Origin of the sequence: Leisingera daeponensis (assembly GCF_019801465.1) — a bacterium.
Lineage (GTDB): Bacteria > Pseudomonadota > Alphaproteobacteria > Rhodobacterales > Rhodobacteraceae > Leisingera > Leisingera daeponensis_A.
The window spans coordinates 482,102-506,464 of record NZ_JAHVJA010000003.1; the positions used below are offsets into that span (position 1 = coordinate 482,102).

The 24,363-nt window shown below is 63.3% G+C and carries 25 protein-coding genes; 10 read left to right on the plus strand and 15 right to left on the minus strand.

Going from position 1 to position 24,363, the window contains the following annotated elements:
• Nucleotides 1–23: 23 nt before the first annotated feature.
• The 12 genes from KUV26_RS10755 to KUV26_RS10810 all read right to left on the minus strand — a co-directional run bounded on the left by KUV26_RS10755 (nucleotide 24) and on the right by KUV26_RS10810 (nucleotide 9,529).
• Entirely contained in the window at nucleotides 24–623 is a 600-nt protein-coding gene (locus tag KUV26_RS10755; protein WP_222508326.1) for a 2-hydroxychromene-2-carboxylate isomerase, read from the minus strand.
• A 21-nt stretch (nucleotides 624–644) separates the two neighbouring features.
• Nucleotides 645–1,100 carry a universal stress protein gene (locus tag KUV26_RS10760; RefSeq protein WP_222503528.1) on the minus strand — a complete coding sequence of 152 codons (456 nt, stop codon included), beginning with the start codon at nucleotides 1,098–1,100 and terminating at the stop codon, nucleotides 645–647.
• Between the two features lie 132 nt (nucleotides 1,101–1,232).
• Nucleotides 1,233–2,096, minus strand: coding sequence for a branched-chain amino acid aminotransferase (locus tag KUV26_RS10765; protein WP_222508327.1), 864 nt, complete (start codon nucleotides 2,094–2,096; stop codon nucleotides 1,233–1,235).
• Nucleotides 2,097–2,319: 223 nt separating this feature from the next.
• Nucleotides 2,320–2,814 carry a VOC family protein gene (locus KUV26_RS10770; RefSeq protein ID WP_222508328.1) on the minus strand — a complete coding sequence of 165 codons (495 nt, stop codon included), beginning with the start codon at nucleotides 2,812–2,814 and terminating at the stop codon, nucleotides 2,320–2,322.
• Nucleotides 2,815–3,015: 201 nt separating this feature from the next.
• Nucleotides 3,016–3,777 (minus strand): Phenylacetic acid catabolic protein, encoded by a 762-nt coding sequence (locus tag KUV26_RS10775; protein ID WP_222503531.1) that lies wholly within the window; start codon nucleotides 3,775–3,777, stop codon nucleotides 3,016–3,018.
• A gap of 24 nt (nucleotides 3,778–3,801) precedes the next feature.
• Nucleotides 3,802–4,875 (minus strand): 1,2-phenylacetyl-CoA epoxidase subunit PaaE, encoded by a 1,074-nt coding sequence (paaE, locus tag KUV26_RS10780; protein WP_222508329.1) that lies wholly within the window; start codon nucleotides 4,873–4,875, stop codon nucleotides 3,802–3,804.
• 10 nt (nucleotides 4,876–4,885) lie between these two features.
• Entirely contained in the window at nucleotides 4,886–5,359 is a 474-nt protein-coding gene (paaD, locus tag KUV26_RS10785; RefSeq protein WP_222508330.1) for a 1,2-phenylacetyl-CoA epoxidase subunit PaaD, read from the minus strand.
• A 105-nt stretch (nucleotides 5,360–5,464) separates the two neighbouring features.
• Nucleotides 5,465–6,226 carry a 1,2-phenylacetyl-CoA epoxidase subunit PaaC gene (paaC, locus tag KUV26_RS10790; protein ID WP_222508331.1) on the minus strand — a complete coding sequence of 254 codons (762 nt, stop codon included), beginning with the start codon at nucleotides 6,224–6,226 and terminating at the stop codon, nucleotides 5,465–5,467.
• Entirely contained in the window at nucleotides 6,226–6,510 is a 285-nt protein-coding gene (paaB, locus tag KUV26_RS10795) for a 1,2-phenylacetyl-CoA epoxidase subunit PaaB (protein ID WP_170336421.1), read from the minus strand. The genes paaC and paaB overlap by 1 nt, the downstream gene beginning before the upstream one ends.
• A gap of 60 nt (nucleotides 6,511–6,570) precedes the next feature.
• Nucleotides 6,571–7,548 (minus strand): 1,2-phenylacetyl-CoA epoxidase subunit PaaA, encoded by a 978-nt coding sequence (paaA, locus tag KUV26_RS10800; protein ID WP_222503535.1) that lies wholly within the window; start codon nucleotides 7,546–7,548, stop codon nucleotides 6,571–6,573.
• A gap of 24 nt (nucleotides 7,549–7,572) precedes the next feature.
• Nucleotides 7,573–8,775 carry a 3-oxoadipyl-CoA thiolase gene (pcaF, locus tag KUV26_RS10805; protein ID WP_222503536.1) on the minus strand — a complete coding sequence of 401 codons (1,203 nt, stop codon included), beginning with the start codon at nucleotides 8,773–8,775 and terminating at the stop codon, nucleotides 7,573–7,575.
• Nucleotides 8,776–8,998: 223 nt separating this feature from the next.
• Complete coding sequence (locus KUV26_RS10810; RefSeq protein WP_222508332.1) at nucleotides 8,999–9,529, minus strand: GNAT family N-acetyltransferase; 531 nt, start codon at nucleotides 9,527–9,529, stop codon at nucleotides 8,999–9,001.
• 133 nt (nucleotides 9,530–9,662) lie between these two features.
• Here KUV26_RS10810 and KUV26_RS10815 point away from each other — a divergent pair, with 133 nt between their 5' ends.
• Nucleotides 9,663–11,288: a sulfatase-like hydrolase/transferase gene (locus KUV26_RS10815; protein WP_222503538.1), complete on the plus strand. Its 1,626-nt coding sequence runs from the start codon at nucleotides 9,663–9,665 to the stop codon at nucleotides 11,286–11,288.
• 132 nt (nucleotides 11,289–11,420) lie between these two features.
• Nucleotides 11,421–12,071 carry a GntR family transcriptional regulator gene (locus KUV26_RS10820; protein WP_222508333.1) on the plus strand — a complete coding sequence of 217 codons (651 nt, stop codon included), beginning with the start codon at nucleotides 11,421–11,423 and terminating at the stop codon, nucleotides 12,069–12,071.
• Nucleotides 12,072–12,136: 65 nt separating this feature from the next.
• Here the strand turns inward: KUV26_RS10820 and KUV26_RS10825 are convergent, their stop codons facing one another.
• The gene (locus KUV26_RS10825) at nucleotides 12,137–12,844 is read right to left on the minus strand and encodes a type 1 glutamine amidotransferase (protein WP_222508334.1); all 708 of its coding nucleotides are present in this window, start codon (nucleotides 12,842–12,844) and stop codon (nucleotides 12,137–12,139) included.
• Nucleotides 12,845–12,925: 81 nt separating this feature from the next.
• Here KUV26_RS10825 and KUV26_RS10830 point away from each other — a divergent pair, with 81 nt between their 5' ends.
• The 3 genes from KUV26_RS10830 to KUV26_RS10840 all read left to right on the plus strand — a co-directional run bounded on the left by KUV26_RS10830 (nucleotide 12,926) and on the right by KUV26_RS10840 (nucleotide 15,914).
• A complete protein-coding gene (locus KUV26_RS10830; RefSeq protein WP_222508335.1) occupies nucleotides 12,926–14,185 on the plus strand; it encodes a cytochrome P450 in 1,260 nt (419 codons plus the stop codon).
• A gap of 109 nt (nucleotides 14,186–14,294) precedes the next feature.
• A complete protein-coding gene (locus KUV26_RS10835) occupies nucleotides 14,295–15,584 on the plus strand; it encodes a glutamine synthetase family protein (RefSeq protein ID WP_222508336.1) in 1,290 nt (429 codons plus the stop codon).
• An 18-nt stretch (nucleotides 15,585–15,602) separates the two neighbouring features.
• On the plus strand, nucleotides 15,603–15,914 hold the full coding sequence (locus KUV26_RS10840) for a 2Fe-2S iron-sulfur cluster-binding protein (RefSeq protein WP_222508337.1): 312 nt from the start codon (nucleotides 15,603–15,605) through the stop codon (nucleotides 15,912–15,914).
• 67 nt (nucleotides 15,915–15,981) lie between these two features.
• Here the strand turns inward: KUV26_RS10840 and KUV26_RS10845 are convergent, their stop codons facing one another.
• Nucleotides 15,982–17,337, minus strand: a complete 1,356-nt coding sequence (locus KUV26_RS10845) for an aspartate aminotransferase family protein (RefSeq protein ID WP_222508338.1) — start codon at nucleotides 17,335–17,337, stop codon at nucleotides 15,982–15,984.
• Nucleotides 17,338–17,379: 42 nt separating this feature from the next.
• Nucleotides 17,380–18,159, minus strand: a complete 780-nt coding sequence (locus KUV26_RS10850) for an IclR family transcriptional regulator (protein ID WP_222508339.1) — start codon at nucleotides 18,157–18,159, stop codon at nucleotides 17,380–17,382.
• 161 nt (nucleotides 18,160–18,320) lie between these two features.
• Between KUV26_RS10850 and KUV26_RS10855 the strand changes: the two genes are divergently transcribed.
• The 5 genes from KUV26_RS10855 (at nucleotide 18,321) to KUV26_RS10875 (ending at nucleotide 24,198) form a co-directional block, all read left to right on the plus strand.
• Entirely contained in the window at nucleotides 18,321–19,268 is a 948-nt protein-coding gene (locus KUV26_RS10855; protein ID WP_222508340.1) for a tripartite tricarboxylate transporter substrate-binding protein, read from the plus strand.
• Nucleotides 19,269–19,342: 74 nt separating this feature from the next.
• A complete protein-coding gene (locus KUV26_RS10860; protein WP_222503547.1) occupies nucleotides 19,343–19,873 on the plus strand; it encodes a tripartite tricarboxylate transporter TctB family protein in 531 nt (176 codons plus the stop codon).
• Between the two features lie 9 nt (nucleotides 19,874–19,882).
• Nucleotides 19,883–21,502, plus strand: a complete 1,620-nt coding sequence (locus tag KUV26_RS10865) for a tripartite tricarboxylate transporter permease (protein ID WP_222508341.1) — start codon at nucleotides 19,883–19,885, stop codon at nucleotides 21,500–21,502.
• Nucleotides 21,385–22,851, plus strand: coding sequence for an aldehyde dehydrogenase (locus tag KUV26_RS10870; protein ID WP_222508365.1), 1,467 nt, complete (start codon nucleotides 21,385–21,387; stop codon nucleotides 22,849–22,851). The genes KUV26_RS10865 and KUV26_RS10870 overlap by 118 nt, the downstream gene beginning before the upstream one ends.
• Before the next feature lie 114 nt (nucleotides 22,852–22,965).
• Nucleotides 22,966–24,198 carry a Tm-1-like ATP-binding domain-containing protein gene (locus KUV26_RS10875; RefSeq protein ID WP_222503549.1) on the plus strand — a complete coding sequence of 411 codons (1,233 nt, stop codon included), beginning with the start codon at nucleotides 22,966–22,968 and terminating at the stop codon, nucleotides 24,196–24,198.
• Nucleotides 24,199–24,363 lie beyond the last annotated feature (165 nt).

The following is a 24,363-nucleotide window of genomic DNA, read 5'->3' on the forward strand; positions in this document are numbered from 1 at the left end:
CCAAGTCAAGATTTGGAACGATTCTAAATTGTGACTGCTGCGGCGTGGTCCAGCGCCTGCTCTAGCCGGTCGTCGCCCCAGAACAGCTCCGCCCCGCTGGTAAAGCTGGGCGCGCCGAAAATGCCCATGGCAATGGCCTCGTCGGTCTGTGCCCGCAGTGCCGATTTAATTGCGGGATCCAACGCCCGCTGCACCAGCCCGGGTGCAAGACCGGACACGCGCAGACAGCCCTGCAAAACGCGCTCGTCCGCGATATCCGCGCCCTGCCCGAACTGTGCTTGAAACACTGCCTGTGTAAAGGCAGCGATCCGGTCCTCCTCTGCCGCAGCCAAGGCCAGCCGCGCCGCCAGCAGGCCGTTCTGCGGGAAACTGTCCGGGCGGCAGAAGGACAGGCCGCGTGCGGCGCAGATACGTTCCAGATCGCGCCACATGTAGCGCCCTTTGGCCGGGAAGAGATTGAACGGGGAGGTGTTCCAGCCCTGGGCAGCGAAAACAGGCCCCAGAAGAAACGGTTTCCAGCTGACCGAAATCCCGCGGGCGGCTGCCAATCCGCCGATCCGCATCACGCTGAGATAGGAATAGGTGGAGGCGAAGTCGAACCAGAATGTGATCCTGCCGGTCATTGCCTCTGCTGTCCCGCTTGATCAGGTGATCGCTTCCAGCTTTTCCTTGCTGAGGTCGCCGGGCACGATGGTGATCGGCACCGGCAGGGTGCCGGAGTTCTTGGTCAGCTGAGTGACCAGCGGTCCCGGCCCCTTGCGGCCGGTTCCGGCGCCCAGCACCAGAACGCCGATTTCCGCGTCACCCTCGATATAATCGAGAATTTCTGGCACCGGCTCGCCTTCTCGGATCACCAGCTCCGGATCCACATTCTGGCGGTCGCGCATCCATTTGGCAAAGACCTCGAAATGGGCATGGATCCGTTCGCGGGCTTCCTCGCGCATCACTTCGCCGACTCCGATCCAGTGGTTGAATTCATCCGGCGGGATCACAGACAATATGGTCACGCCCGCACCGGTATGCGCCGCCCGCATCGCGGCAAAGCGCATCGCGTTCAGGCATTCGCGGCTATCATCCAGTACCACAAGGAATTTGCGCATCGTCGCTCTCTCGTTGTTGCCCCGCGGATCATGGCGCAAGCGGCGCCGTCAGGCAATAGAGCCAAAGAACCCCATGGGGTTACGGCATCTGGCCCTAGTTCAATCCTGTTGGTCGTGCACAGGTGCCGCGGATCATTTCTGGCTGGCGGCCCAGTCCCAGTATAGATCCCGCACGCGCTTGGCCACGGGGCCTGCCTGATAGCGGCGGCCGTCAAATGCGGTGACCGGGGTGACCTTGCTCATGTTGCCGGACAGGAAGACCTCGTCAGCCTCTTCAAAGTCCTGATAGCCGAGCACGCATTCATGCACTGCAAGGCCATCCGCTCGCATATTGCTGATGTGCCGCGCGCGGGTGATGCCCGCAAGGAATGTGCCGTTGGGGATCGGCGTGAACACTTCGCCGTCGCGCACCATGAAGACGTTGCTGGTGGTGGTCTCGGCCACATTGCCCATGGCGTCCAGAACAAGCGCATTGGTGAAGCCCTTACTGCGCGCTTCGCGCAGCATGCGGGCGTTGTTGGGATAAAGGCAGCCGGCCTTGGCGTTCACCACCGCGTTTTCCAGCACAGGGCGGCGGAACCGGGTGCGGGTCAGGGTGGCAGCGGCCTCTGGCGGGGCCATCGGGATCTCTTCCAGGCAAACGGCAAACTGCGTGCTGTCCGCCATGGGCGCGATCAGCGTCTCGTCTCCGTCGGCGGCCCAATACATCGGCCGGATATAGACGGCGGCACCGGGGGCGAAACCTTCCAGGCCGTCACGGATCACCTCGGTCATCGCCTCGGTGGACAGCGCAGGTGCCATCATCAGCGCTTCGGCAGAGGCATTGGTGCGGGAGCAGTGCAAGTCCAGGTCCGGGGTCAAGCCGTCAAAGCGGCGCGCGCCGTCGAACACTGACGATCCCAGCCACATGGCATGGTCCGCGGCCCGCATTACAGCAGGGTTGCCGTCCTGCCAGCTGCCGTTGAAAAATGTCCGGATCGTCTTTCCCGCAGCCATGGTTCTGCCTCCCTGTGCTTGCCCCAAGGGTAGGCACCGAAAGGTCAGAGGTCCAGACCTAATCCCGGTCAGGGCGGGCTGTGCGGCGTCATGGCAATTGAAGATTTTCTGATTGCCGACAAGAGCTTGATCCGCACCCTCTGGAATTCTGACGCTGCGTCGGTCGGGTCAGGGTGCCTGACCCATTGTTTCGCGCGCGAAACATTCGGACAGGATAGCTGACCTACTCAATCTCCGCGAGCAAATTCCGCAAATCCAAGGGGGCGGAGCCCATCTGCAGGCTGCCGTCGGACCCGCGCGGCCACTCTTCTTCCGGCCGGTCGCGGTACAGCTCCACCCCGTTGCCGTCCGGGTCGCGCAGATAGATGGCCTCGGACACGCCGTGGTCGGCGGCGCCTTCCAAGGCGATGCCTGCGTCCAGCACCCGCCGCAGCACCGCGGCCAGGCTCGGACGGTCCGGCAGCAGAATAGCGGAGTGGTAGAGGCCGGTCATATTTGGGGCCGGGGCAGGACCGCCGCGCGACTGCCAGGTGTTGAGGCCGATGTGGTGGTGATACCCGCCCGCTGACAGGAAGACGGCGGAGCTGCCCAGCCGCTGGGTTACTTCGAACCCCAGCACGCCGCTGTAAAACGCGATTGCCTGTTCCAGGTCCGACACCTTCAGGTGGATATGGCCGATGCGGGTGCCTGCGGGCAGGGGGGCTGTGCCGGTGCTCATTGCTGTCTCCATCTGTCTGTTAAGGTGAAGATGGAGGGTTACCGTTCAAAAGGCTATTCCGCAGCGGTGCACCATTTCCCTGTGGTTTTGCACAGCGGCACGTAAGCAGCGCGGCCAGCGCGCCGTCAGGCGCGCCGGGCCCAACCGGGCCTGCGCATCAGTGATGCGCGGAAGCCCGGGCGGGAGCATTTCCGCTGGCGATCAGGCGGCGGGCTTCATGCCGGCCTTTGCCAGAACGGCAGTGGCGGCCTGTTCCCAGCGGGCCTTCAGCTCCGCATTTGGGGTGCGGCGCAAGCCCATCGCCTTAAGGCCCTCGAATTTCTGCGAAGTCTCCGAACCGAAGCTGGCCGCCACCCTTGGCCACCAGTAGTCCGCCAGCGCCTGCAGAGTCTCTGCGCCTTGCGTCTCGACCAGTACCATCAGGCCTTCCTCGGCCAATTCCGCGTGATGCGCCTCAACCGGCTGGATGGCGCGGAAAGCCTCGGCCAGCGGCTGGTAGGAGACATGGCTCAGCTCTTCCAGCTGCACGGCAACGGCACTTCCCATGAGCAGGTTCATCACCACCGCGTCGGCCCAGCCTTCCAGCGGGTAGTTGAAGACGGCCAGCCGCATATCGTGCTTGGTCCGGGTCTGGCCGATGTCGGCGTCCCGCTCCAGCCGCGCGGTCCAGGGGTGGTGGTCGGCGTAGCGGTCGGTGTCGGCGCCGAACTCGCCCATGATGCGCAGCACCTTTTCGGCGCTGTCGGATTTTTCCAGCACGATTTTGGCGGCGGCGATGCGCGCCTTGATGCCGGGGCCTTCGTTGATGATGTCGGCAAAGCCCGCGGCGCCTGCCAGCTCGCTGTCGACAAAGGTCGCCATCATCTTCATCAGCTCGGCGCGGTAGCGCGGCGGCACGTTGGACGGGTTGCTCAGCACGCCGCCCTGGGCCAGATAGCTTGCGATGCTCATCTCGTCAGTCATGATCTTTCCTCCCTCGGGCAGGCGTTACTGGTCGTAATCGACCACGACGTTATCGGTCACCGGATAGGCCTGACACGACAGCACATAGCCCTTCTCGACCTCGTAGTCTTCCAGCGCGTGGTTCGCGACCATCTCGACCTCGCCCTCCAGCACTTTGCAGCGGCAGGTCGAGCAGACGCCCGCCTTGCAGGCATAGGGCGCGTCCATCGCGTTTTCCAGCGCAGCGTCCAGCAGGGTCATGTCCTTGCCCATCTCGATGGTCTGGGTGGCGCCGTCCAGGGTGATGGCAGCCTTTGTCTGGTTGGCGCTAGAGGCTGCGCCGCTCGCGGCGGCCTTGCGTTTGGCGCGGCCCGGCTGGGCAGAGGCGAACAGCTCGAACTTGATCTGGCTGTCCTCCAGCCCGACGGTGCGCAGGGCGGCTGCAATGCCCAGCATCATCGGCTCCGGGCCGCAGATAAAGGCGGTGTCGACCGATTTGATGTCGATCCAGTGCTCGAACAGCTGGGCGCATTTCTCCTCGGTCACCAGGCCGGTGAACAGGTCGATTTCCTGCGCGTCCGATTCCAGCACATGGATCACGTTGAAACGGCCCATGTACAGGTTCTTGAGGTCTTCCAGCTCCTCGCGGAACATGATCGTGTTCACGCCCTTGTTGGCATAAACCAGCGTGAAGGAGGATTTGGGTTCCGCCGCCAGCGTCGTCTTAAGGATCGACAGCACGGGCGTGATGCCTGAGCCGCCGGCAAAGCCCAGATAGTGCTTCTCGGCCACCGCATCGAGCGGGGTGAAGAAGCTGCCCATCGGCGGCATCGCCTGCAGGATATCGCCCGCCTTCAGTTCGGTGTTGGCCCAGGTCGAAAAGGCGCCGCCGTCGACCCGCTTGATGCCGACTTGCAGAATGCCTTCGCTTTTGCCTGCGCAGATCGAGTAGCTGCGGCGCAGCTCCTCGCCGTCGAAGGTGCGGCGGAAGGTCAGGTACTGGCCCTGGGTGAAATCGAATTCCTCTGCCGCGCCGTCCGCGGGCTTCAGGGTAACAACCACCGCATCCCGGATGGTCTTGCGGACGTCGGTGACTTCAAGGTCGTGAAAGCGCGCCATCAGGGTCTCCTCAGATGCACTTGAAATAATCAAAAGGTTCGAGGCAGTCCTGGCAGCGCCAGTGGGCCTTGCAGGGAGTCGAGCCGAACTGGCTGACCTTGGTGACATGTTTGCTGCCGCAATGCGGGCATTTCTCCGGGCCGCCTGCAGGCTGGGGCGGGGCGATGCCGTATTCCTCGAGCTTTGCCCGGCCCTTTTCCGACAGCCAGTCGGTGGTCCAAGCGGGGGATATCTGGGTCTTCAGCCGCAGGTCGGTGATGCCTCGGGCGCGCAGGGCGGTTTCGATGTCCATGTTGATCACCGAAGTGGCCGGACAGCCGGAGTAGGTCGGGGTGACGGTGACCACCAGGGTTTCGCTCTGCCAGGCTACATCGCGGATGATGCCCAGGTCCACCAGCGAGATCACCGGGATTTCCGGGTCGGGAACGGCGTCGAGCCAGTCCCAGATCTGTTCAATGCTTGGCTGAGTTGTCACTTGGCTCATGCGGTTACCCTCATTGGCGTTTCCGCCCGGCGTATACGCCGGGCAAGGCCCGCTGCTGCTCCTCCCCCGGGAAGGGGCGATGCCCTCAGTTCTTTGGCCGTGGCCTTACCACTTGGCGCCCGGGTAGGCGCGCTGCAGCCATTGCATCTGGGTTAGCAGGTGGCCCAAGTGCTCGGTGTGCATCGCGCCAGTGCGACCGCCCTTGTGGGCGAAGCGGCTCTCCGGGATGGTCAGCGTGGCCTCATCCAGCACACGGGAGACCAGCGCATCATATTCCTCGCGTAAGGCGGCCGGGTCAGGGGCGATGCCCGCCTTTACCATTTCCGCGTCCACTTCGTCGGACTGGAACATCTCGCCCGCGTAGGGCCACAGGTAATCGAGCGCCTCCTGCATCCGGCGGTGGCTTTCCTCGGTGCCGTCGCCCAAGCTCACCACCGTGTCGGCGGAGCGCTCCAGGTGGTAGGCCGCTTCCTTGGAAGCCTTCTCGGCAATTGCAGCGACGCGCGGGTCGGAGGATTTCACGAGCCGGCCCAGCTGGATCAAGTGCCAGGCGTCAAACAGGAACTGGCGCATCAGGGTGCGGCCGAAGTCGTGGTTCGGCACCTCGACCAGCAGCACATTGCGGAAATCCCAGGCGTCGCGCAGGAAGGCGAGGTCGTCGGCAGACTTACCTTCGCCCTGCAGCTCTGCGGCGAGGCCGAGCCACATCTGAGTCTGGCCGATCAGGTCCAGCGCGGTATTGGCCAGCGCGATGTCCTCTTCCAGCACCGGAGCGTGCCCGCACCATTCGCTGACCCGGTGGCCGAGGATCAGGGTGTTGTCCCCCATCCGCAGCAGGAACTGGGTGAATGCCTCGTCGCGGGTCATTACATTGCCCCCACTTCTTCGGGGATGTCGAAGAAGGTCGGGTGGCGGTAGACCTTGCTCTCCGACGGCTCATAGAGCGGCCCCTTGTCGCTGGGGGAGGAGGCGCTGATGTTGTTGGCCTCGACCACCCAGATCGACACGCCCTCGTTGCGGCGGGTGTAGACGTCGCGGGCGTTCTTGATCGCCATTTCGGCGTCGGGCGCATGCAGCGAGCCGACGTGGCGGTGGCTCATGCCGTGCTGGCCGCGGATGAAGATTTCCCAGAGGGGCCATTCGTTTTTCATGTCTCTAATCCTCCTGGCTGAGGGGGCGCCTGCGCAGCGGCGGCGCCGGAAAGCTTGGGGTTATTCGGCTGCGTGTTTGCGCGCGGCCTTCTTCCGGGCGTGGGCCAGCATGCCGTCGCGGACCCATTTGCCGTCGTCCCAGGCCTTGTTGCGGGCGGCGAGCCGGTCGGTGTTGCAGGGGCCGTTGCCCTGGATCACGTCAAAGAACTCGCTCCAGTCCGGGTCGGTGTAGTCGTAGTGGCCGCGCTCCTCGTTCCATTTCAGGTCCGGGTCGGGAACGGTCAGGCCCAGGTATTCGGCCTGCGGCACGGTCTGGTCGACGAATTTCTGGCGCAGTTCGTCATTGGTGTTCATCTTGATCTTCCAGGCCATCGACTGGGCGGAATGGACCGAGTCCTTGTCCGAGGGGCCGAACATCATCAGCGACGGATACCAGAGGCGGTTCAGCGCATCCTGCGCCATCTTCTTCTGCTCCGGCGTGCCTTCGGCCATCTTGCGGATCACGTCATAGCCCTGGCGCTGGTGAAAGCTCTCTTCCTTGCAGATCCGGATCATCGCGCGCGAATAGGGGCCGAAGGAGGTGCGCTGCAGCGGCACCTGGTTCATGATCGCCGCGCCGTCGACCAGCCAGCCGACCGCGCCCATGTCAGCCCAGTTCAGCGTCGGGTAGTTGAAAATCGACGAATATTTCATCCGCCCGTCCAACAGCATCTCCGTCAGCTCGTCGCGGGTCACGCCCAGTGTCTCCGCCGCGCAGTAGAGGTACAGGCCGTGGCCCGCCTCGTCCTGCACCTTGGCGAGCAGGATCGCCTTGCGCTCCAGCGTGGGGGCGCGGGTGATCCAGTTGCCCTCGGGCAGCTGGCCGACGATTTCGGAGTGCGCGTGCTGGCCGATCTGGCGGATCAGCGTCTTGCGGTAGCCCTCGGGCATCCAGTCCTTGGGCTCGATCTTCTCCCCCGCGTCGATACGGGCCTGGAAGGCGGCCAGCTTTTCCGGATCGTCCTGGGTCGCTTCGGATTTGATCATCTGAGCATACATGTCTGGGACCTCCTGCGGGGTAGATTACACGCGTTCCAGGATCAGGGCTGTTCCCTGACCGACGCCGACGCACATGGTGCAGAGCGCATAGCGCCCGCCGGTGCGCTGCAGCTGATAGGCGGCGGTCAGCACCAGCCGCGCCCCGGACATGCCGAGCGGGTGGCCCAGTGCAATCGCACCGCCGTTGGGATTAACATGGGGCGCATCGTCCGGAACGCCAAGTTCGCGCAGGGTGGCAAGGCCCTGCGACGCGAAGGCCTCGTTCAATTCGATCACGTCCATCTGTTCGATGGTCAGGCCGGTGCGGGCCAGAACCTTGCGGGTAGCAGGCACCGGGCCGATACCCATGATGCGCGGCTCGACCCCGGCGGCGGCCATGCCGACGATGCGGGCCATCGGTTTCAGGCCGTTCCTGGCGGCCGCAGCCTCATTGGCCATCAGGATCGCGGCGGCCCCGTCGTTGACGCCGGAGGCATTGCCGGCGGTCACGCTCTTGTCCGGGCCGTTGACGCCCTTGAGGCCCGCCAGCTTCTCAGCCGAGGTGCCGGGGCGGGGGTGCTCGTCGGTGTCGACCACCAGGTCATCGCCCTTGCGCTGGGGGATGGTGACCGGGGTGATCTCATCCTTGAAAATGCCAGCCTCATGCGCCGCGGCCCAACGGGCCTGGCTGCGGGCGGCGAAGGCGTCCTGGTCTTCGCGCGAGACGCCATAGTCAGCGGCCACGTTGTCGGCGGTCTGCGGCATCGAGTCGGTGCCGTACATCTTTTCCATCTTCGGGTTCACGAAGCGCCAGCCGATGGTGGTGTCATAGACCGCGTTGGCGCGGGTGAAGGCGGAGGCTGCCTTGGGCATCACGAAGGGCGCGCGGCTCATGCTTTCGACGCCGCCGGCGATGGCCATGTCATAATCGCCTGCCTTGATGCCGCGCGACGCCATGCCGACCGCATCCATGCCGGAGGCGCAGAGCCGGTTGATCGTGGTGCCGGGCACGGTGGTCGGCAGGCCGGCCAGCAGTGCGGCCATGCGGGCCACGTTGCGGTTGCTTTCGCCGGCCTGGTTGGCGTCGCCCAGGATCACGTCATCCAATGTGCCCCAGTCCACGTCCGGGTTGCGCGCCGCCAAGGCGGCGATGGGCAGCGCAGCAAGGTCATCAGTACGCACCTGGCTGAGCGCGCCGCCATAGCGGCCGATCGGGGTGCGGGTGGCATCGCAGATGAATGCATCCATGGTGTTCGCGTCTCCTGTGGCGGCGGGAAAAGCCGACCGTTGGGTCGGTGATACGCCGGAATATGATTCGCGGCAAGTAAAATGTAACGCAATATCTGAATGGAGTAAAAACTTGTAACGTGTCAAAGCGCAGAAGCAGGAAACTGGACACAGTCAGGTGCTTATGTCCGCTTGCGGAGTATCGGAAACGTAAGGCGTCTGTTGGTTTTGGGTTGGGCGGACGCTACGGACTGCGGAACCGGAGGACGTCATTCGGGTAGTGGCTGTCCCCGATCCTGAAATGGGTCAGGCCTGCATGTTCAAACCCATTGCGCAAATAAAACGAAATTGCGCTGGTATTGTCCGAGTTGCTTGCGAGCCAGGGGGCATCCCAATGGTTGTCGCGGCAGAGCTGCAGGCCGGCCTGCAGCAGTCGGAGGCCGGTGCCATTCCCTTGGTGCCGCGGCTGGACATAGAGTGTCATGATTTCGGTCCGGGACTGATTGTCCACCGGGTTGGGCTGCCCGTGTGCGAGTCGGATATACCCATCGATCCCGTCCAGGTTCTGCGACACAAGCAGGCGCTCTGCCGGGTTTTGCAGGGCGGCAGCAAAATGCGCCGGGGTATACTGGCTGAGCACATAATCTGCGAAATGACTGTTGATGCCGTTCTGCAGGTAAGTACCGCACCACACCTCGAGCGACAGGGCTGCGAGGCTGGAGCAGTCGTCAGCATTGGCCGGGCGGATTGCGGTCTGGGCTGCTTGCGCGGTCATGAGGGCCGTTGGGGCTGGAGTAAACTAAACAAGGGGCATAGTTCAGGCAGCCGGGTGCTTGGGTCAAGAAGTCCCTCTCGCCAAAATTGCTTCACTTGTTTATTAATGAGGAAGCACAGAGCGGGAGGCGCCGATGAACATTCTTTATATCATGTTCGACCAGCTGCGGTTCGACTACCTGAGCTGCGCAGGCCACCCGCATCTGCACACTCCGCATATCGACGGGCTGGCCGCCAGGGGCGTGCGCTTCACCCGCGCCTATGTGCAGTCGCCCACCTGCGGCTCGTCACGGATGTCGAGCTATACGGGGCGGTATCCCTCCAGCCACGGGGTGCAGTTCAACAGCTACCCCTTGCGGGTAGGCGAGTGGACCATGGGCGACCATCTGCGCAAGGCGGGCATGGGCTGCCACCTGATCGGCAAGACCCATATGGTGGCCGATGCCGAAGGCATGCAGCGGCTGGGGCTGGCGCCGGACAGCGTGATCGGGGTGCGGCAGTCGGAATGCGGATTTGATCCTTACGTGCGTGACGATGGGTTGTGGGCGGAAGGGCCGGACGGCTTCTACGACCAGAAGCGCAGCCCCTATAACGAATACCTGAAGGAAAAGGGCTATCCGGGCGAGAACCCCTGGAACGATTTTGCCAATGCGGGGATCGAAGGGAATGACATCGCCTCTGGCTGGTTTATGGTCAACGCGGACAAGCCGGCCAACATTGCCGAGGAAGACAGCGAAACGCCTTGGCTGACAACCCGGGCCATGGAATTCATCGAACGGGCTGAAGGGCCCTGGTGTGCGCACCTGAGCTATATCAAGCCGCATTGGCCTTATATCGTCCCTGCTCCCTACCACGGCATGTACGGGCCTGAGCATGTTCTGCCGGTGGTGCGGTCCGACGCGGAACGGGAAGACGCGCATCCGGTTTTTGACGGTATGATGAACAACCAGATCGGCAGGACCTTCAGCCGCGAGGAAGTGCGCGAAAAGGTGATCCCCGCCTATATGGGGCTGATCAAGCAGGCCGACGACCAGATGGGCCGCCTGTTCGGCTGGCTCGAGGAGACGGGCCGCATGCAGGACACGATGATCGTGCTGACCTCGGACCATGGCGATTACCTCGGCGATCACTGGCTGGGGGAAAAGAACCTGTTCCACGAGCCCTCGATCAAGGTGCCGCTGATCGTCTATCACCCGCATGCGGAAGCAGATGCTACCCGCGGATCGGTTTGCGATGAGCTGGTAGAGGCAATTGACTTGCTTCCAACCTTTCTGGAGGCCGCAGGCGGTGAGCCGGCGCCGCATATCCTCGAAGGGCACTCGCTGATGCCCTGGCTGCGCGGCGAAACCCCAAAGTGGCGCGGCTATGCCGTGGCCGAGTTTGACTATTCGACCATGCCGCTGTGCGAAAAGCTGGGGCTGGAGCCAAAGGATGCGCGGCTGTTCATGGTGGCGGACAAGCGCTGGAAGTTCATGCATGCGGAGGGCGGGCTGCGGCCGATGCTGTTCGACATGGAAAACGACCCGCAGGAGCTGGTGGATCTGGCCAAGGGCGATGCGCATCAGGGGATCATCGACCTGATGTATGACCGGCTCCTGGAGTGGGGTCTGCGGATGTCGCAGCGCATCACCCTGTCGGATGCGCAAATCAAGGCACGCCGCGGCAAGTCCGGGTGCAAAGGCATCCTGCTGGGCGTCTATGAAGCGGACGAAGTGGCGCCAGAGCTGACGGAGAAATACCGCGGTCCGGTGCCCAAGTAGCCGCGCAGCCTTTTCACCTCTGCAAAAATACTCCGGGGGAGTCCGAAGGGCGGGGGCAGCGCCCCCAGCCGCGCGTTGCCAAGCCGCGGAGGCACGCATAAATTGGCCTCAAAACCCATAAAAGGCGGCGCAATGGCAGGGCAGACGGAACAGGTTCTGAACGCAATCCTTCAGGATATCGAGGCCGGGCGGCTGGTGCCTGGCGCGCCCTTGGAGGAAAGCGAGCTGGTGGAACGCCACGGCGTGTCGCGCACGCCGGTGCGGGAAGCCTTTATCCAGCTGGAAGCGATCGGCCTGATCAAGCGGCTGCCGCGCAAGGGGGCGGTGCTGTTCAAGCCGACGCTGGAGGAGTTTCTGGCCATTCTGGAGGTGCATGCGCGGCTGGAGGGGCAGGCGGCAGGGCTGGCGGCGCGGCGGCTGTCACCGGCGCAGGCCGCGCAGCTGGAGGCAGCGGTGGCGGCTTGTGAAGCCCATGCGGCAGAGAAGGGCGACAGCGACCCGGCCGGGTATTACCAGCTGAACCTGCGGTTTCATGCTTGCGTCGCCGAAGGCTCGGGCAACCCGTTCCTGGTCGAGATGATCAAGACCAATGCGCGCAAGCTGATGGCCTATTACCGGGCGCGCTACAGCTACCCCGGGGCGATTGCGCAATCGGCCAAGGAACACCGGGAGATTGCCGCGCTTATCTTTGCCCATGACCGGGAAGGAGCTGAGGCAGCGATGACCGCGCATGTCCAGTTCGACCAGGTCACGGTGATGGATCTGCTGGCTGCGTTGGGCTGATCCCTGACCGGACCGGGCCTGACGGCTGTGTGCTTTCAGCGAGTGTATTCGGTAAGGGTGAAACCCTAGCGGGCCGCCTGCTCAAAGAAGCGGGCGAGGCATTCCGAAAAGACCCGCTGGTCCGACTGCTCCTTGAGGCTGTCCAAGGCGCGGGCGTGAGTCTCCGGGCCGAGCTCCCCACGCATTTCTTCGCTCAGCGCGAGGATAAAATCATGTGTCATCTCCGGGTGATGCTGGGTGGTGAGGATGTGGCGGCCCAGAAGGAAGCCTGTGTTCATGCCGTTGCTCTCGCTGAAGGCTGTTGCGCTTTGCGGCAGCCTGCTGACGCACTCGCAATGGGAGCCGTAAAGCTTGAATTCATCCGTCAGGTCATTGGCCCACTCCGGACGGTGCAGCAGACTGTTGCGGGTCAGCCCATGGATCCAGCCGCTGGGGTTGTGATCCAGGGCGCCGCCAAGAGCCGTTGCGATGGCCTGATGTCCGAAGCAGGCGCCGAACATCGGGAACTGCCGGGTGTCGGCCGCGCGAATGAGATCCAGGAGCTGCCTGATCCAGGAAGCGCCGGAGCGAACCGAAGCGGGGCTTCCGGTAATCATCGCGCCGTCAAATGCAAACAGATCCTGCGGGAACGCGCCATCCTTCACGGAAAACACGGTGGTGCGCCAGTCCGGTCGCGCCATCTGGATCAGATCGGTGAATTTCTCGCCGTCCTTGGGGTGGGCTTGGGCGAATTCGCTTTCGTCCGTGTTGGTCATCAGGACGGCCAAGTGCATGAGGGGGCTCGCAGAGTTTTCATTTACATATTTACAATCACTATTAATATACTTTGCAGGAGCAAGTTAGGGAAGCCCGCAATGACAGTTTGGACCCCCACTGATGACGGTTATGCGGATCTGAGCAGTCACGACACTTTTGCCGATGGCGCGCCGCACAGCACCTTTGCCCGTCTTCGCCGCGAGGATCCGCTGCATTGGACTGAATATGCCGGCGGCGGGAACTTCTGGTCGGTCACCCGCTATGAAGACATCACCGCGATGAACAAGAACACCGAAGTGTTTTCTTCCGCCCGCGGCATCCGGATGGAGGACCAGACCTACGAGGAATACCTGGCGCGCCGGACTTTTCAGGAGACCGATCCGCCGGAGCACTCCAAGGTGCGGATGAAACTTCTGAAGGCATTCTCCAAAACCACGATGGCGCAGTATGAGCAAGACATTCGCGACCTCTGTGCGGATATCTTGGATCAGGCGCTGACCAAGGGGGAGTTCGACGCCACCAAGGAAATTGCCCGCCAGCTGCCGATGCGGATGCTGGGCCGCGTGGTGGGCCTGCCGGAGGAAGACCTGCCCTGGCTGGTGGAAAAGGGCGATGCGCTGATCGCCAATACCGACCCGGATTTCACCTCCCATGTACTGGACAAGATGCAGACGGATGAGTTCCGCATGATGCCCTTCAACTCTCCCGCGGGGGCGGAACTGTATGTCTACGCCAAGGAACTGATGGAGGCGAAGGCGAAGATGGGCGACACCGCGGGAGTGCTGAACCTTATCCTGGCTCCGGCCAAGGACGGATCAGTCATCACTGAGACCGAGTTCCGAAATTTTTTCTGCCTGTTGGTGGCGGCGGGCAATGACACGACGCGCTATTCGATTGCGGCGGGGATTCAGGCGATGTGCCACCAGCCGGAGCTGCTGGAGCAGATGCAGGCGGGCGGCGCGATCTGGGAGACAGCAGCGGATGAGATCATCCGCTGGGCAACACCGGCACTGTATTTCCGCCGCACCGCGACGCGGGATGTGGAAATGCACGGAAAGACCATCCGGAAAGGCGATAAGGTTCTTTACTGGTTTGTCTCCGCCAATCGCGACGAGGGTTACTTTGACAGGCCATTTCACGTGAATCTGCACCGCAGCCCGAACCGGCACCTGTCGTTCGGGCAGTTTGGCCCGCATGTCTGCCTGGGCATGTGGCTGGCGCGGCTGGAGGTCACGGTGCTGTTCCAGGAACTGGCCAAGAGGATCCGGCATATTGAGGCCGCCGGTCCGCATAAATTCCTGAGATCGAATTTCGTGGGCGGGATCAAAGAGCTGCCGGTCAGGGTGGAAGCTGCTTAGCTTTCTGGTCTTCCCGCAGGAAGAACTCCGCAGAAACCGATAAATGTGTTAAGTAAAAGGCACAGGTGAACGATGCCGATGACTGTCCAACAGGGAAGGACCCGGAGCCATGAAGACCCGCCTGCGCGCGATGTTCTGCGACCACCTCAGCATCATGCGGGGGAAGTATCTTCCGAATTCCAAGATCGGTGACGGCAGCACACGCTTCTGCCGCTCGGTCTTTGGCACCCATTACGACAGGGACTTGCTGGATGCGCCGGGCTCGATGGTGAAGCAGGGCCTGCCGGACATGGAGCTGAAGTGGCTGCATGACGATATCCGCGACAGCTGGCATGCCGCGACCAAGGTGGTGCTGGGCGATCTGTATGATGATGAGGGGGAGCCGCTGGCGCTGTGTCCGCGCCGGGCACTGAAGCGGGCGGTGGCGGACTGGCAGAAGCATGGACTGACGCCCAAGGTCGGGATCGAGCTCGAGGCCTTTGCCCTGCAGGCCGACGACAGCGGGCGGCTGATGCCCTATGATGCGCCGGGCGGGGTGGTCTATGGCACCGGGCCGTTTGCTGACCCGCTGCGCTTCAACGACCGGATCTGGGCGATGGCAGATGACATGGGCTTCTCGCTGGACATGATCACTGCCGAGTTCGACAGCCCGCAGTTCGAGTACACCCTGACCTTCGATGACGCGGTGAAGGCGGTGGATGACATCGTGCTGTTCCGCCTGATGGCGCGCGAGGTGGCGCTGGAGTACGGCATCGTGCTGACCTTCATGCCCAAGCCGGTAGCCGAGGCGGGCGGATCCGGCATGCATATCAACTTTTCCTTCCTGGACGAGGCGGGCGGCAATGCGTTGTCCGCGGGAGCGCGGGGCGGGCCGGAGTATTTGAACGATCTCGCGCGCGGCTGCCTGGCGGGGCTGTTGCATCACCACAAGGGGCTGGCTGGGCTGATCGCGCCGACCGCCAACAGCTACATGCGGCTGCAGCCGGGCTCGCTGTCGGGGTACTGGCAGAACTGGGGCGGCGACCACCGCAACGTGACCACGCGGATCAGCTCGGAAGGCGGCGCCAAGGCGCGGCTGGAGCACCGGACGGCGGATGCTTCGGCCAATCCCTATACGGCGGTGGCGGCGGTGCTGCAGGCCGCGCGGCTGGGGGTAGAGAACGCCTACCCGCTGCCGCCGATCGAGACCGGCGACGGCTTCGACCGCACCGATGCGCGCGAGGGCACGGCAGCGGACCTGAAGGGGGCGGTGAATGACCTGGAACGGGACACCGTGCTGGCGCAGGCCGTTGGTTCTGAGCTGGTGGCCAACCACGTCTTCATGAAACGTAAGGAAGTGCGCAAGACCCGCGATCTAGAAGGCGACGAGATGCGCGATTTCTATGTGCATTTTATCTGACCATCCGCAGGAGAAACCGTGAAAGTAACCTGGAAGCTGCCGGACGGCGGGACCGTTACGGCGATGGCGGATTATGGGCAAAGCCTGATGGAGGCCGCGCTGGCAAACGGTGTGCCGGGCGTTTTGGGGGAGTGCGGCGGTTGCCTCGCCTGCGCTGCCTGCCACGTGTATGTGGATCCGCATTGGGCCGCCAAATGCGGTGAGGCTGGCGAGTTTGAAGCTGCGATGCTGGGCCTGGCGGAGGAGCGGCGGGAAACAAGCCGTCTCAGTTGCCAGATCGAAACGCATCCGGACCTGGACGGGTTGGTGCTGGAGGTGCCGAAGGGGTGAGCTCTGCCATCGCACCTGGTGGCGCCCGGGCCTGACGGCCCGGGCGCGGTTGCGTTCGGCGCGGGTGTCAGCTCACCGCCGCAAAACCTTTATCCAGCGCGGAGAGGATGGTTTCCGCTTCCGCCTCGCTCAGTACCAGCGGCGGCGACAGGATGATGTTGGGACCGGAGACCCGCACCATGGCGCCGGCCTCATAAGCAACCTCCTGCAGTTTGCCGATGGTTTTCTTATCGACTGCGGCCTTGGTTGTGCGGTCGGAGACCAGCTCCAGCGCGCACATCAGCCCGTGCCCGCCGCGCACGTCGCCGATCAGGTCGTATTTTTGCTGTAGCGCCAGCAAGCCCTGGTGAATCTGAGTGCCGCGGGCAGAGGCGTTTTCCGGCACGTTCAGGCGCCGGGTTTCGGCAAGACAGGCGAGGGCGGCGGCTGCGCCCACCGGGTGGCCGGAGTAGGTGTAGCCATGGCCGATGGCTGCCTTGCCGGTGGTGTCTTTCTCGAAGGTCTCGGTCATGTGATCGGCAATCATCACGGCGCCGAAGGGGAAATAGCCGTTGGTGATCGCCTTAGCGGTGGCCATCAGGTCCGGCTGAACGCCCCAATGGCGCGAGCCGCTCCAGGAGCCGGTGCGGCCGAAGGCGGTGATCACCTCGTCCGCGATCAGCAGGATGCCGTGTCTGGAGCAGATCTCCCGCACGCCGGGCATGAAGCTGGGATGCGGCGGGATCACACCGCCTGCGCCCAGGATGGGTTCCATGATGAAGGCGGCGACAGTGGCTGCACCCTGGAAGGCGATCTCATCCTCGAGCGCCTGCAGGCAGAGCTGGGCAAGGCGCTCCGGATCCGACTCGTTGAAGGGGTTGCGGTAGGTGTAGGGCGCCGGGATGTGAAAGCAGCCGGGCAGCAGCGGTTCGTACTGGGTACGGAAGTTGGCGTTGCCATTCACTGAAGCCCCGCCCATGTGGGTGCCGTGGTAGCCCTTCTTGAGGCTCAGTAACTTGGTGCGGCCTTCCTCGCCGCGGATCTTGTGGTACTGGCGTGCGAGCCGCAGGGCGGTCTCCACCGAATCCGAGCCGCCGGAGGTGAAGAAGGCGCGGGTGAGCCCGTCGGGGGCGAAGAACTTGCGCAGCTCCTCGGCCAGCTGGATCACCTGGTCGTTGGTGGTGCCGCGGAAGGTGGAGTAGTATGGCAGCACGTCCAGCTGCGCGGCAATGGCATCTTTCACGGGCTGGCAGGAGAAGCCGAGGTTCACGTTCCACAGGCCGCCGACTGCATCGACCGCCTCATGCCCGTCAATGTCAGTGATCTTCACCCCCTGGGCCGATGTGATAATCGCGGGCGGGTTGGCCAGGCTGTCCGCAGGGTGCGCCATCGGATGCCAGAGCGATTTGGCGTTGTGTTCTTTTAGAAAATTGGAGTCTTTCATTTTGGCAGCTCCTGGCTGGGGCCTGGTCTGGGCCGGTGAAGTTCAGGCGGTGTCGTCCTGCGGGTAGTCCGTGGGGGCGGAACCGCCGATTCGATGAGTGAGAGTGGCGCCCGCGCGGCGCAGGGCTGCCGGGATCAGCTGTTTCTGTTCTGGCGTCATTCGGGAAACCGGGGCGGCCACGGCCAGCGCGCCGATTACCTGGCGGTCCGGGCCGAAGACCGGGACCGCGTGGGAGTGCACGTCGGCCTCGAAGCCGCCGATGGACTGGGCAATGCCTGTGCTGCGGATATCGGCCAGCTGGGCGCGGATTTCGTCGGGGTCGGTGATGGTTTCCGGCGTGCGGGCCTCCAGCGGCCGGGCCAGCTGTTCTTCTGCAAAAGCTTGGTCGGCATAGGCCAAGACCGCCAGCCCTGAGCTGGTGCCGTGAAACGTCAGCACTTCGGCGTCTTCCATCATTACCTTGGTGGCATTGCGCGGGGAGTAGGCGTGAGACAGCGAATTGAGCTGGCTGCCTTGCAGCAGCGAAAGGTGGGTTGTTTCGCCGGTTTCATCGCTCAGGTCGCGCAGCACCCGCCGGGAGACCGAGAGTATGGGCACTGCTGCCTCGCGCAGGGCGGCAAGGCGCAGAACCTGAGGGCCAAGACGGTAGGAGCGGTCCGCACCGGCCTGCTCGACAAAGCCTGATTCCTGCAGTTCGCTCATCAGCCGGTACACTGTGGCCTTGTTCATGCCGGACAGGCGAGTCAGGTCGCTGAGGCCGATTTCCGTCCGGCCGTGGTTGAAAAACGTTAGTAGTGACAAGGCCTTGGATACCGTTCCCATGCGCCTGTACGTGCTCCCTGTTTGGCCTTGGAGGGTGGTGTTTACGGAAAAAGACGCACCCGAGATGCAATTTTGTTGACAGATAACGGGGCGGCCTGTCAATCTAAATTCAAACCAATGGTTCAAATAATGAACCTGGTGGCAATACTGGGAGGATAGCCATGAAACTCAAATCTCTGATGAAAGGGGCTGCTGCAGCAGCGACATTGGGACTGAGCGCAGTTGCAGCGCAGGCCGAGTATCCGGAAAAGCCGGTGAACTTCATCGTGCCGTGGCCGCCTGGTGATCTGGAGGATGTTCTGACCCGGATGATCGCCGAGGACTTCCAGAACGAATACGGCGTTGCCGCAGCGGTGGTGAATAAACCGGGCGGCGGCGGCGGGCCGTTCCCGGGGGCGATCGAGGTCGCCAATGCGCCGGCTGACGGCTACACCATTGGCTCCTTCGTTATCGGTGTGCCGGTGATGGGCCATCAGATCGACATTCCGCCGCTGACACCCGCCAAGTTCGATCCGCTGGGGATTTTTCTGACCTATCCGTTTGTGATCGCCACCTCCGCTGGTGCGCCTTACAGCACGATGGAAGAGCTGGCGGCCTATACCAAAGAGAACGACGTGGCGCTGGGCCACTTCGGCGATGTGCTGACCCCGACCCAAGTGACCAAGGCCTATGCTAAGAACGCGGGATTCGAATGGGGGTCGGATGCAGCGTTTGATGCGCTGGACTGCAACACGCTGGCCTCTGGCGATGCGGATGTGATCAACACCACCCTGCAGCTGGTGCTGCCCTGCCTGGATGAGGTCAAGGTGCTGGTTTCCATCACCGACGAGCGCATCCCGCTGGCCCCCGACGCGCCGACCATCGGCGAGCTGGACGACAGCCTGAACATCGCCCTGTGGAACGGTCTGTTCGTGACCAAGGACACCCCGCAGGACGTGCGCGACAAGATCATCGCCGTGGCCGAAAAGACGGTGATGAGTGAGCGCGCCCAGAACGTCGCCAAGGAAACCGGCGCATTGGTTTACTGGCAGGGCGCCGAGGACAGCACGGCCCGCGTCGCAAATGACATCGAAACCATGGCCCGTATCGGCGGCCTGCTGGCGGAATAATCCTCCCCCACTTCATCGGGGCCTTGCCGGGTCCCGGTGACTTTTCCTACTCGCGTGGACAAAGAGCTCCCCAAATGCCTTCGGAACGTGAACGCCGCTTTGCTGGACCGCGGCGCGGCCAGCTGATCTTTGCCTTGATCATGGTGGGACTTGCGCTGCTGCTGCTGGCCTTGATCGGTGAGCAAACTGCCTGGGTTCAAAAGACAAAGTTGTTTGCCCAGCCCCGTTTTTGGCCTGCTGTCGCCATTGGCGGCATGGTGCTGCTGGGCGGGCTGCACCTTTACAAGCTGCCGTGGCGCCGGATCAGCCGAAATGACCTGCGGGAGGTCAAGCGCTGGGGGCAGGTGTTGGAATTCGCAGGCTGGTTTATGGGCTATGTTCTGCTGGTGCCCCTCATCGGCTACCTGCCCGTGACGCTGGTGTTCATGCCGCTGCTGAGCTGGCGGATGGGCTACCGCAGGCCGTTCATGCTGTGGACGAGCGCCGCCTTTGCCGTGGCCGTCGTGCTGCTGTTCAAAGCCTTCCTGTCGGTCAAGATCCCGGGGGCACTACTCTATGAATACCTGCCGGGCCCGCTCCGCACCTTCTTCATCCTCTACCTCTGAGCGCTGACCATGGACCTGATCCTTTCTGCTATAGACATCCTGATGCGCTGGGACGTGGCGCTGGCACTGCTCGCCGGTTCGGTCGGCGGGGTGCTGATCGGCGCCATTCCCGGTGTCGGTCCTGCGGTAGCGATCGCGATCCTGCTGCCCGCAACCTTTTCGATGGACCCGATCGTGGGGCTGACGGTGTTGCTGGGGATCTACGGCTCCTCCATGTACGGCGGTGCCATTCCGGCGATCCTAATCAATACGCCGGGCACTGCGGTCAATGCGCTGACCACCTATGACGGCTACCCGATGACTGCCCGCGGGGAACCCAGGCGTGCCCTGAGCCTCGCCTATTCGGCCAGCTTCTTTGGCGGCATCTTTTCGGTCATCTGTCTGATCCTGTTCGCCCCGGTGCTGGCAAAAATCGCGCCGATGTTCGGCTCGCGCGAGATCTTTATGGCCGCGCTTCTGGGCCTCATCCTGGTGGTGGTGGCGCACCGCGGCCAGGCGCTGATTGCCGGGGCGCTGGCTTGTTTCGGGATCTTCCTGCAGACCATCGGGCTGGAGCCGGTCAAATACACCCAGCGCTACACCTTCGGTCAGGATTTCCTCGGTGGCGGCATCAACCTGATCGTGGTGGTGCTGGGGCTGTTTGCGATCTCCCAGGCGTTTGTGCTGCTAACGGACGAAGACGAGAAAGTCCGGATGGCCCGCCTGCGCGGCGGCATGTTTCAGGGGCTGCGCGAGCTGGCACACCATCCGCGGGTGGCTGGCGTCTCGGCCGCATTCGGTGTGCTAATGGGCATGATCCCCGGTGTGGGAGAGTTCACCGCCCAGTTCATGTCTTACACCTATGCGCAGAAAACCTCGAAACGCCCCGAGGACTTCGGTCATGGCTCGTCCGAGGGGCTGATTGCGGCGGAGACCGCCAACAACGCGGTGCCCGCGGCCGCGATGGTGCCGCTGCTGGCGCTGGGCATCCCGGGAGAGGCGCTGACGGCGATGATGCTGTCGGTGTTCTACGTCCACAACGTGGTGCCGGGGCCGGGGCTGTTCCAGAACGACATGGATTTTGTCGTGGCGCTCTATCTGGCGCTGCTGGTTCTGAACGTGCTGGTGCTGCTGTTCCTGCTGTTTGCCACCAGGTCGCTCATTCAGGTGGTGCGTATCCCCAACAGGTTCCTTGGCGTCTGCATCCTGACGCTCAGCTTTGTCGGGGTCTATTCCCTGCGCAATTCCGCCACCGACTGCCTGATGGCGGCGGGCTTCGGCATTCTGGGTTTCATCCTGAAGCGGCTGTCGCTGCCGTCTGTGCCGATCATCCTGGGCATGGTCCTGGGCGGTATCATGGAGGTGAAGCTGCGCGCGGGCATGGCGCGGGTGAAGGAGCCCCTCGATTTCATTGACCGCCCGGTGGCGTTCATCCTGTTTCTACTCATCATCATCGTTCTGGCGGTCCACATCCTGCGGGTGCTGAAGGACCGGAAGGAACTGAAGGAGGCCGAATGGCAGACCAAGACCTCATCGACAAGCTTCGGCAGCTTGATGTTGCGCCGCAGAAACTCTTTCTTGAAGGATCATGGACGGAAGGTTCGGGCCAGACACTCGAAGTTGCTTCGCCGGTTGACGGATCTGTTCTGACAACGCTGGCAGGCGCCTCTGCGACGGATGTCGAGAACGCTGTCGCTTCGGCGCGGCGGGCGTATGAGGATCGCCGCTGGGCTGGACAGAGCCCCGCCGCACGCAAACAGGTGCTGCACAGGATTGCGGACCGGATCGAGGCCGAGGCGGTTGAGCTGGCCGTCCTGGGCGTGCGCGACAACGGCACGGAGTTCAGCATGGCTTTGAAGGCAGAGCCGGGATCGGCGGCGGGGACATTCCGCTATTATGCCGAAGCGCTGGACAAGGTGGCGGGCGAGGTCGCACCGACCGCGCCGGATGTGCTGGGGCTGGTACACCGGATGCCGGTGGGCGTGGTGGGGGCCATCGTGCCGTGGAATTTCCCGCTGATGATCGGCGCGTGGAAGCTGGCGCCAGCTTTGGCGATGGGCAATTCGGTGGTTCTGAAACCGGCCGAGACGGCCTCCCTGACGCTGCTGCGGCTGGCGGAGATCTGTTCCGAATGCGGCTTGCCGGACGGGGTGCTGAACGTGGTCACAGGCGCAGGTGCGGAAACCGGCGCGGCGCTGGCGGTCTCCAACGGGGTTGATGTGCTGGCTTTCACCGGATCCGGCGCGACGGGGCGCAAGCTTCTGGAGGCATCGGCACGCTCGAATCTCAAGCGCTGCTACCTGGAACTGGGCGGCAAGTCCCCCAACATCGTCTTTGCGGACGCCCCGGATCTGGCGAAGGCGGCCAAAGTTTCTGCTGCGGGGATTTTCCGGAACTCCGGCCAAGTCTGCATTGCGGGGTCACGCCTGCTTGTCGAGGCTTCAATCCATGATGAGTTCGTCGAGCTGCTGAAGGCCGAGGCAGAGTCGCTGCGGGTCGGTGACCCGCTGGACCTCAGTACCCGGGTCGGTGCGGTGAATTCCGAAGAGCAGCTGCGCCGGAACCTCTCATTCATGGATATTGCGCGCTCCGAGGGGGGGCAGGTCGTGACTGGCGGCGCGCGGATACTGGAGGACACCGGCGGCACCTACATGTCGCCGGCCATTGTGACACATGTGGCTCGTGATCATGCGTTGTTCCAGCGGGAGGTTTTCGGGCCGGTGCTGGCGGTCACAAAATTCGAGACAGAGGCGGAGGCGCTGAGCCTGGCCAACGGCACCGATTTCGGCCTGGCGGCGGCAGTCTGGACGGAAAACCTTTCCCGTGCGCACCGGATGGTTGCCGGCATCCGGGCTGGGGTTGTTCATGTGAACACGTACGGGGGAGCGGACAACACCGTTCCGCTGGGCGGTGTCGGCCAGTCCGGCAACGGGCATGATAAGTCGATGCATGCACTGGACAAGTACACTGATCTGAAGACCGCCTGGATCCAGCTGTAAAGCAGGTTTTGCAGGGGTGGAACATGCGGTCTCAGGCGGGAGTTCCTGGGAAAGATGAAAAGTTAGCGTTGTGCCGAAAAGCGCCGCGAGGCTGACAGACGGGAGGCAAAGCCTGTGGAAGACAAGACGATTCTGGTTGCAGGAACCTATGACACAAAGGACGACGAGCTGGGATACCTGGCAGAGGTGATCCGCGGGCAGGGCGGCAAGGTGCTGTCGATGGACGTAAGCGTGCTGGGTGATCCCGGCAGACCCTCGGATATCAGCAAGCATGAGGTGGCCGAGGCCGGCGGCAGCTCGATTGAAGAAGCGATTGCTTCGGGCGATGAGAATAGCGCCATGCAGATCATGGGCGCAGGCGCGGCGGCCAAGGCGCTGGAATTGTACCGTGGCGGCCTCATTGACGGGGTGATCGTGCTGGGGGGCACAATGGGCACCGATCTGGCGCTGGACATGTGCGCGGCGCTTCCGGTCGGGGTTCCAAAGTATATCGTCTCCACTGTCGCCTTTTCGCCGCTGATGCCTCCGGAAAGGATTCCTGCAGATGTGCAGATGATCCTGTGGGCGGGGGGGCTTTACGGGTTGAACTCGATCTGCAAGGCGTCGCTCAGCCAGGCTGCTGGAGCGGCGCTGGGCGCGGCGCGTGCGGCGGAGCCGCCGAAACGCGACCGGCCGCTGATCGGCATGACGTCGTTCGGCAAGACGGTGCTGCGCTACATGGTGGCGCTGAAACCGGCGCTGGAGGACCGCGGGTTTGAAGTGGCCGTCTTCCATGCAACCGGAATGGGCGGGCGCGCATTTGAGAGCCTGGCTGCCGAGGGCGCCTTTGCCGCGGTGATGGATTTTGCACCGCAGGAGGTTTCGAACCATCTGTTCGGCGGGCTGTCGGCCGGGGCGGACCGGATGACCAATGCGGGAAAATCCGGCACTCCGCAGCTTGTGGCGCCGGGTTGCTATGACCTGGTGGATTTTGTTGGCTGGCAGGAGGTGCCTGCGCAGCTGAAGGGGCGGGAGACACACGCTCATAACCGTCTTTTGACCTCTGCCTTGCTGGACGCAGACGAGCGGCGGCAGGTGGCACAGGCAATCTGCGGCAAGCTTTCCACCGCGCGGGCACCGGTGGCGGTGCTGCTGCCGGCGGGCGGCTGCAACGAATGGGACCGTCCCGGCGCGCCTTTGCATGATGCGTCGGGGCTGGCGGCCTTTTGCCAGGCGATGCGGGCGTGCTGCCCGGAGAATGCCGAGTTGCATGAGCTGGGCTGTCACATCAATGATGCTGAGTTCGCCGCCAAAGCACTGGAAATTATGGACGGCTGGATTGCCAGCGGAGCGGTTAAAACCGGCTGATCGGTCTGGCCGTGATACCGTCGACATAAGTGTTTCAAAAAGTTTTCATTCGCCCTGCCTTCTGTTACGTAATCCCTAGCATGACGGACCGCTGGAGGCCGCGAGTTCCGTGGCGCGGGGTTTGCGGTCCTTCTGCTGCCATTAGGGCTTGGCGGCAGTCCGGCT